Source organism: Butyrivibrio sp. FC2001 (assembly GCF_000424125.1).
GTDB lineage: Bacteria > Bacillota > Clostridia > Lachnospirales > Lachnospiraceae > Butyrivibrio.
Genome location: NZ_AUJH01000011.1, coordinates 219497 through 226542 on the forward strand (window position 1 = coordinate 219497; position 7046 = coordinate 226542).

The 7046-nt window shown below is 40.7% G+C and carries 5 protein-coding genes; 4 read left to right on the forward strand and 1 reads right to left on the reverse strand.

Annotation, left to right across the window (positions count from 1 at the left end; translation table 11 throughout):
• Nucleotides 1–4 precede the first annotated feature (4 nt).
• Nucleotides 5–1549, reverse strand: coding sequence for a glycosyltransferase (locus tag G601_RS0105865; protein WP_026664792.1), 1545 nt, complete (start codon nucleotides 1547–1549; stop codon nucleotides 5–7).
• A gap of 184 nt (nucleotides 1550–1733) precedes the next feature.
• Here G601_RS0105865 and G601_RS0105870 point away from each other — a divergent pair, with 184 nt between their 5' ends.
• The 4 genes from G601_RS0105870 to G601_RS0105885 all read left to right on the forward strand — a co-directional run bounded on the left by G601_RS0105870 (nucleotide 1734) and on the right by G601_RS0105885 (nucleotide 6284).
• Nucleotides 1734–2582, forward strand: coding sequence for a Uma2 family endonuclease (locus G601_RS0105870; RefSeq protein WP_026664793.1), 849 nt, complete (start codon nucleotides 1734–1736; stop codon nucleotides 2580–2582).
• A gap of 100 nt (nucleotides 2583–2682) precedes the next feature.
• Nucleotides 2683–3966 carry an ATP-grasp domain-containing protein gene (locus G601_RS0105875; protein WP_026664794.1) on the forward strand — a complete coding sequence of 428 codons (1284 nt, stop codon included), beginning with the start codon at nucleotides 2683–2685 and terminating at the stop codon, nucleotides 3964–3966.
• 76 nt (nucleotides 3967–4042) lie between these two features.
• Entirely contained in the window at nucleotides 4043–5341 is a 1299-nt protein-coding gene (locus tag G601_RS0105880) for an N-acylneuraminate cytidylyltransferase (protein WP_026664795.1), read from the forward strand.
• A gap of 70 nt (nucleotides 5342–5411) precedes the next feature.
• A complete protein-coding gene (locus G601_RS0105885) occupies nucleotides 5412–6284 on the forward strand; it encodes an N-acetylneuraminate synthase family protein (RefSeq protein ID WP_026491345.1) in 873 nt (290 codons plus the stop codon).
• The last annotated feature ends 762 nt before the right edge of the window (nucleotides 6285–7046 follow it).

Sequence of the window (7046 nt, forward strand, 5' to 3'; positions counted from 1 at the left end):
ATAATCACTGCTTTTTTGCTATTTCTAATATTTTGTCCAGTACTTGGGCAAGATCACTTTTAATATCATTAGAGAATAATGTTTTAAAATGATTTTTCGCTTTTTCAGACTGCTCATGATAATATGATGAATCCTGGATATAATGCAAGACGTCAGAGGTCATTTCATCGTAGTCTTTACAGATAAAATCGTTTCCGGCAGAATTAGCAACATCACACTCTGGAAGTGTTGTGACAGGAATACCCATTCGCATTGCCCTTACAGCACCACCGCCACCACCTGAACGCTTTGGGTTCATGAAAAGATCAATTATTTTAAGAACGTTTAAGAAGTCTTTTCTGTAACCTAGTTTCTTGGAGCGCTGTTCTAGAATTTCAGGAAGTTTCTGCTCGAAAGGCCCTATAAAGATAAAGTATGCTTTGGGATTTTTCTCTGAAATAGTTACCATCATCTGTCTGAATTCTTCGGTAACTTCTCTTTCAATTCTGTTTCCAATTATGCCTATGGTAAAGGCATCCTCCGGTATTCCAAAACCTTTCTTGGTATATTCATCTTCCTTCTGTTCCTCAGAATAACCAAAACCTGACATTTTAAAGTAAATGGTTTCCTGTCCAAATGCTTTGATGTATTCAGCAGTTTCAGGAAGAATGTCACCTGCCTGATATCTTGCCAGCAGGTGTGCGTCGGATACTTCGTGCCCGTGGGTTACTGGCATTGCTACATAAGTGGTCATCGACCGCCAAATCTGATCCATTCTGGGCAGGCCGTTTATCTGCCAGATGAATTCCGGTCGCATGCCATAGATCTCACCGATGAATGAGAGCATGTCAGCTCTTGATGCTTTATTTATATCAATTTGGTAACAGTGAATTATCTGATCGTGATAGTTGATTCCGTATTCTCCCCAGGTGTCAGTGTAGTTGGGCATTGCAAAATCGCCGGTCCAGATTTTTGAAAATTCATTAGAATCTATAGGCTCGCCGATGACGACCATGAGGACTTCATACCCGAAGTGATTCTGGAGATGATGACATATGGAAAGCACAATATTTGTAGGTGCGTGTCTTTCACCAAGCAGCTGATAAGTAGTAACCACAGCAAATTTGTGATTTCGCTTTTCATAAGGAATCATCTCGATGTTGGCATCGAGCTCTTTTAAATATCTCTTGGAAATATACCTGTGGAGGGTTCTTCTGATTGCGTAGTCATCAAGTGCGCCATTTATGAATCGTTGGTGATAGGTCTGAAAATGAACAGCCGCAGTAAGATTCATGTTCAGAGCACCGGTCATGATGACTTCTTCAGCCTTGAACATGTACTTCATGTCGGGAGCAGCCCAGTAAACAGCAGACAGCACCATGAGATAGAGCTGGGCATCTGTTGCAAAGCTTTGGTCAAAAAGAGGCAGCAGCTCATCAGCTGTCCAACCCTCTTGCTTTAATGTGTCGCCAAGCTTCTTGGTAAGAGGTTCATAAGCTTCGGTTCTATATGGAAAATCTGCTTCTATGACTGTTGAGATCAAGTCGCATAATGCTTCAAAGTTCTTCATTTTCCCCCTCCGATAATGAAAACTGTTAATGTAATTATATCAATAAATAGACGGCGTGTGAGATTATTTTTTATGAGAAAATGGCGTCTTCCCGCTGCTTTGATATTGACTAAAGATATTATGAGATATAATATGATATCATAATAAATCTAATGATATGATTTGAAATGAAAAGAGGTGCGATATGACTATAGATGAAATGAATAAGATAAAAGAAACAAGAGGATATAGTTTTACGCAGCTTTCAGATTATACCGGAGTTCCGGTTGTGACTTTGCAGAGAATTTTTACTGGCGCAACTAAAAGTCCCAGGAAGGCTACTCTGGATGCCATTGAGAAAGTTCTTAAGGGTGATGAATCGATATTTAGTGGGAAGGCTTATTCCTATGGCGAGAAGAGTTCAGTTTCATATTCGGATTATGAAGGAAAGTCAGGGATGCTCTTAGAGAACGAGCCTGTCTACGGGGCTAAGAAGAATGGAGAGTATACAGTAGCTGATTACTACGCTCTTCCGGATGATAAAAGGGTTGAGCTTATAGATGGCTATTTCTATGATATGACCGCGCCGAGGACTATTCATCAGATTATCTGTGATCTGGTGTTTAACTCGATATACAATTTCATTAGGGAAAATAAGGGTTCATGTATACCGATCTCTTCACCTATCGATGTTCAACTTGATTGCGATGACAAGACTATGGTTCAACCAGATATCATTATTGTGTGCGATGAAGATAAGATTAAGGACAGAGTTGTTTTTGGGGCACCTGATCTTATTATAGAAATATTGTCTCCTTCGACCAGGCGAAAGGATATGTTTGTTAAGACAGACAAATATTGTAATGCAGGGGTAAAAGAATATTGGATGATTGATCCCAAGAAGAAAATCCTTATTGCCTACAATTTCTCTGATGAGGATGTAGTACCGGTTATTGTTCCGCTCAAAGGAGAATTTGCAATGTTTATGTATGATGGAAAATTGAAGGTTAATCTTGATGAAATTGCCCAGATGATAGATAGGTTTACAAGATAATCCTAATCATGGTCAGGGTGGTTATTTTATCATGAATGTAATAAAATACTAATATAGATGGTTTATTGTTTCTTGCGTGTTAGCAGTGCGAGGGGGCATTGTGCAGAAAAATATACTTATATTCCCGGCTGGGACCGAGATTGCATTCGAAATACAGAATTCTTTGAAGTATTCCAAGTTTGTGAAAATCTATGGTGGGACAAGTGCGTCCGACCATTCTGAGTTTACCTATGCCCATCTGATAGACGGTTTTCCGTTTGTTGATGACGATGGTTTCCTGAGTTATCTCAACCAAGTAATAGATGAAAATAGCATTGATTGCGTATATCCTGCTCATGACAGTGTCTGCATGTTTTTTAGTGCGCATAGTGACGAGATTCACGCGCAGGTGATTATTGCTGATGAAAAGACTACCGGTATCTGCCGTTCTAAAAAGAAAACCTATGAGTATTTTCAGGGCGAGGATTTCGTTCCGAAAAGCTATGGCTCAGCAGATGAGGTGGATAGCTTTCCTGTGTTCGTGAAGCCTGCAGTGGGACAGGGCTCAGCTGGCGCATCTAAGATAAATAATAAAGAAGAATTGGAGATTGCCCTATCTTCCGGAAAAGAGCTTGTTATCTGCGAGTACCTTCCGGGAGTTGAGTACACTGTGGATTGCTTTACGGATGGCGACGGCAAGCTAAAATTTTGCAGGCAGAGAAATCGTGAGAGGATACGAATCGGGATAAGTGTCAGAACCAGAAGTATGGAAACTGATGTGGAAGTAAAGCACATAGCAGATACACTTAATTCCAGGCTGAACTTTAAAGGTGCATGGTTTTTCCAGGTGAAGAAGACAGCTGATGGTAAATATAAGCTGATGGAGGTTTCGCCCAGAATTCCCGGAACAGCAGGGCTTTACAGGAACAGCGGCGTGAATCTTCCGATGCTTACGCTGTTTACATTCTGGGGATATCCTGTATCGATAATTGAAAATGATTATGACATCGTTCTGGACAGGGCATTTTACAGTGCTTTCAGAATAGATTTTGATTACGACACGGTTTACCTTGATTATGACGATACGCTGACGCTGGGAGATAAGGTGAATGCTGATGTCATGCGATTTATATACCAGGCTAGAAATGCCGGAAAAAGAATCATATTGCTTAGTAAGCATTCCACCGATCTTCATGTAGATCTTAAGAAGGCAGGAATCTCGGAAGAGCTTTTTGAGGAGATTATTGTATTAAGTAGGGAACAGGAGAAGAGCGACTGTATAAAGGAAAAGAAGGCAATTTTCATTGACGATTCCTTTGCTGAAAGAAAGAGAATCAAGGACAGGTGCGGAATACCGGTTTTTGATGTGGACATGATAGAGAGCCTGATAGATTGGAAGACTTGATGAACCGATGCTGGGATGATGTTAGAGACACCTTACACAATTGTTTGAAGTTGGAAAAATTATCGGAGAACATAATATGAATGTAGCGTTTATTCCCGTGCGAGGGGGGAGCAAATCCATACCACTTAAAAATATTAAACCGATATGCGGGATGCCGCTTGTGTATTGGACGGTTAAAGCTGCCTGCGAGTGTGATGCAATTGATAAGGTGTACGTTGCGACGGACAGTAAAGAAATTAAGGAAGCTCTGGAAGAGAGCTGTTCTGTTGGTCTAAGTAGAAATGACAATTCCGTTGGGGTCCAAAATGGTGAGAAAATTATTGGACAGAATGTTTTTGTCAAACTCCAAATCATTGGCCGCTCCGCTGAGTCTGCTTCAGATACTGCATCCACAGAATTTGCGATGCTTGAATTCGCAGAGAAGTATGACTTCGACAATATAGTTCTTATCCAGGCTACATCTCCGCTTCTTACTGCGGATGATTTAAACAGAGGATTTGATGCGTTTAATGAAGAGGGCACAGACAGTGTGTTGTCAGTTGTTCGTCAAAAGAGATTTAACTGGAGGATTGATGAAGACGGCTTTGCGCACCCGTCTAACTATGATGTTTTTAATAGACCGAGACGTCAGGAGTTTGATGGATATTTTGTGGAAAATGGAGCTTTTTATATTACTTCCAAGGTTGATCTCATGAAGACTAGGAATCGTGTGTCGGGAAATATCAAGGCAGTTGAGATGCCGGAAGATACTTTCTTCGAAATAGATGAGCCCTCTGACTGGGAGATAATAGAAGGACTCATGAAAAAGCGCATGACAAAGGGACTTAAGGATGTAGCGGGCAATATTCTTGAAGGAGTAAATAGGTTATACACAAGTAGTGATGATAATGAGCTGAAATCTGAGAACGACATTCCTGAAATTAAGATGTTTCTTACAGACTGTGATGGTTGCCTTACCGATGCAGGCATGTATTATTCTCCTGAAGGTGACCTCCTAAAAAAATACAACACCAAGGATGGAATGGGGATCCGCCTTCTTAGAGAACGCGGAATTCTGGTGGGTATTGTAACAGGAGAAAGTGTCGATATAAATAAAAGAAGAGTTGAAAAGCTTAAGATGGATATCTATGAGCCCGGATGTAGAGATAAGAAGAGCGTAGTTGAAAGGATATGCAGGGAACATGGCATCAGTCCAGAAAATGTGGTTTTTGTCGGTGATGATATAAATGATCTTGAGGCTATGAAATATGTGGGATATCCCTGCACTGTTGCGGATGGACATAAGTCCGTGAAGGAAGCAGCAAAATATATCGCTAAGGAACCCGGGGGACACGGGGCGGTAAGGGATATAATTGACCATATTCTTGGACTATAAAGGCTTTTATCACTTGGTTGATAAAGTAAATGTTTGCAAATTATTGTTTTGACAACTACTTGGAGGCACTATGGAGTACAGAAAACCAATAGTTATAGCTGAAGCAGGTTGTAATCACATGGGACAGATGGATATCGCCCATGAGCTGATAAATGTTGCGGCATATTTTTGTAAGGCAGATGCCATCAAGTTCCAGAAGCGCTGTCCTAAGGAGCTTCTGACTGAGGAACAGTACAATGCGCCACATCCAAATCCCTATAATTCTTATGGTAAGACCTACGGCGAGCACAGGGAATTTTTGGAGTTTGATGTGGATCAGCACGCCCAGCTAAAAAAATGGTGTGAGGAGGTTGGAATCATATATTCTACTTCCGTATGGGATATGACCAGTGCAAAAGAGATTACTAGCCTTGATCCGAAGTTTATCAAAATCCCATCTGCCTGCAATACTCATTTTGAGATGCTGGAATGGCTTTGCGATAATTATGAAGGCGAGATGCAGCTTTCATTCGGAATGACAAAGCGTGAGGAAGAGGAGCAGATAGTCTCACTTTTTGAGAAGAAGGGCCGTGCAAAGGATCTTGTACTCTATAACTGTACTTCGGGGTATCCTGTACCCTTCAAGGATGTTTGTCTTCTTGAGATTACACGTATGCGTGAGCAGTATGAAGACAGAGTGAAGGCCATCGGTTTTTCCGGACATCATCTTGGTATCGCGGTGGATGTGGCTGCCTATACGCTTGGAGCAAACTACATCGAGCGTCACTATACTCTTGATAGAACCTGGAAAGGCACTGACCATGCGGCCTCCCTCGAGCCTGACGGAATCCGTAAATTAAAGAGAAATCTAGACGCTGTCTACGAAGCACTTCGTTACAAGGATTCGGAGATTCTTCCTATAGAAGAAGAACAGCGAAAGAAATTGAAATATAGAAAACATTAAAATAAAAAGAATTATCCCAAAAGCATTAGGATAATATGAGAAATATGATGTAGTAAACAAATAGCCGTAGTACTCATCAAAAAATGATGAAGCTACGGCTTTTCTTTTGGGAAATATTTGTAAATGCTTTTCGTTATCAGAAAACAGAGGGGTAATCGATTTTCGTGAGGGGCTACCTTCGTGAGGGTCTTTTATGAGGGTTGCTCGTGAGGGGCAAACTTGAGGGGCTGGTTTGAGGGTTATTCGTGAGGGTTTTACCTAAAAAAATAAGAAACAGGATTGATCAACGTGTTTGTTGGTTAATCCTGTTTCTTTTTTGAAGGATCATTGTCCTTTGTAAGTGGTAATCTAAAACCATCAAATTTAGGCAGTTAAGATCCAGCAGTTTTTGGCAGTCAGAAACCAGCAGTCATCAACATTGTTAGCATCGGGTGATAATCGCCAAATATCATCGGAGAAATTTGACCATTTATCATCGGATTAAAACAGCCATAATTCATCGCAAGAAAATAACCAAAAAGTCATTACTGAACTTATCTTTTGTCCTAAACTGATGTTAGCCAACGCATCAGATAGGAGGAAAATGTATAGAAAAAGCATCAGTAATGACTTACAAGAAATCTTAACACAAGCAGTGGATAAGATGAAACAGGAAATGGGGGATTCTTACAGCATAGACAAGGTCAACCTTGCTGAGTTGGAACGCAGAACTGGTATCAGCCGCTCAAAACTCAGACGTTATAAGAAGGATGGTTTTATAAT

Excerpts from the sequence above, each read along its gene's own strand:
- G601_RS0105865 (WP_026664792.1), bottom strand. The coding sequence starts at position 1,549 with ATGAAGAACTTTGAAGCATTATGCGACTTGATCTCAACAGTCATAGAA.
- G601_RS0105870 (WP_026664793.1), top strand. The coding sequence starts at position 1,734 with ATGACTATAGATGAAATGAATAAGATAAAAGAAACAAGAGGATATAGT.
- G601_RS0105885 (WP_026491345.1), top strand. The coding sequence starts at position 5,412 with ATGGAGTACAGAAAACCAATAGTTATAGCTGAAGCAGGTTGTAATCAC.
- G601_RS0105880 (WP_026664795.1), top strand. The coding sequence starts at position 4,043 with ATGAATGTAGCGTTTATTCCCGTGCGAGGGGGGAGCAAATCCATACCA.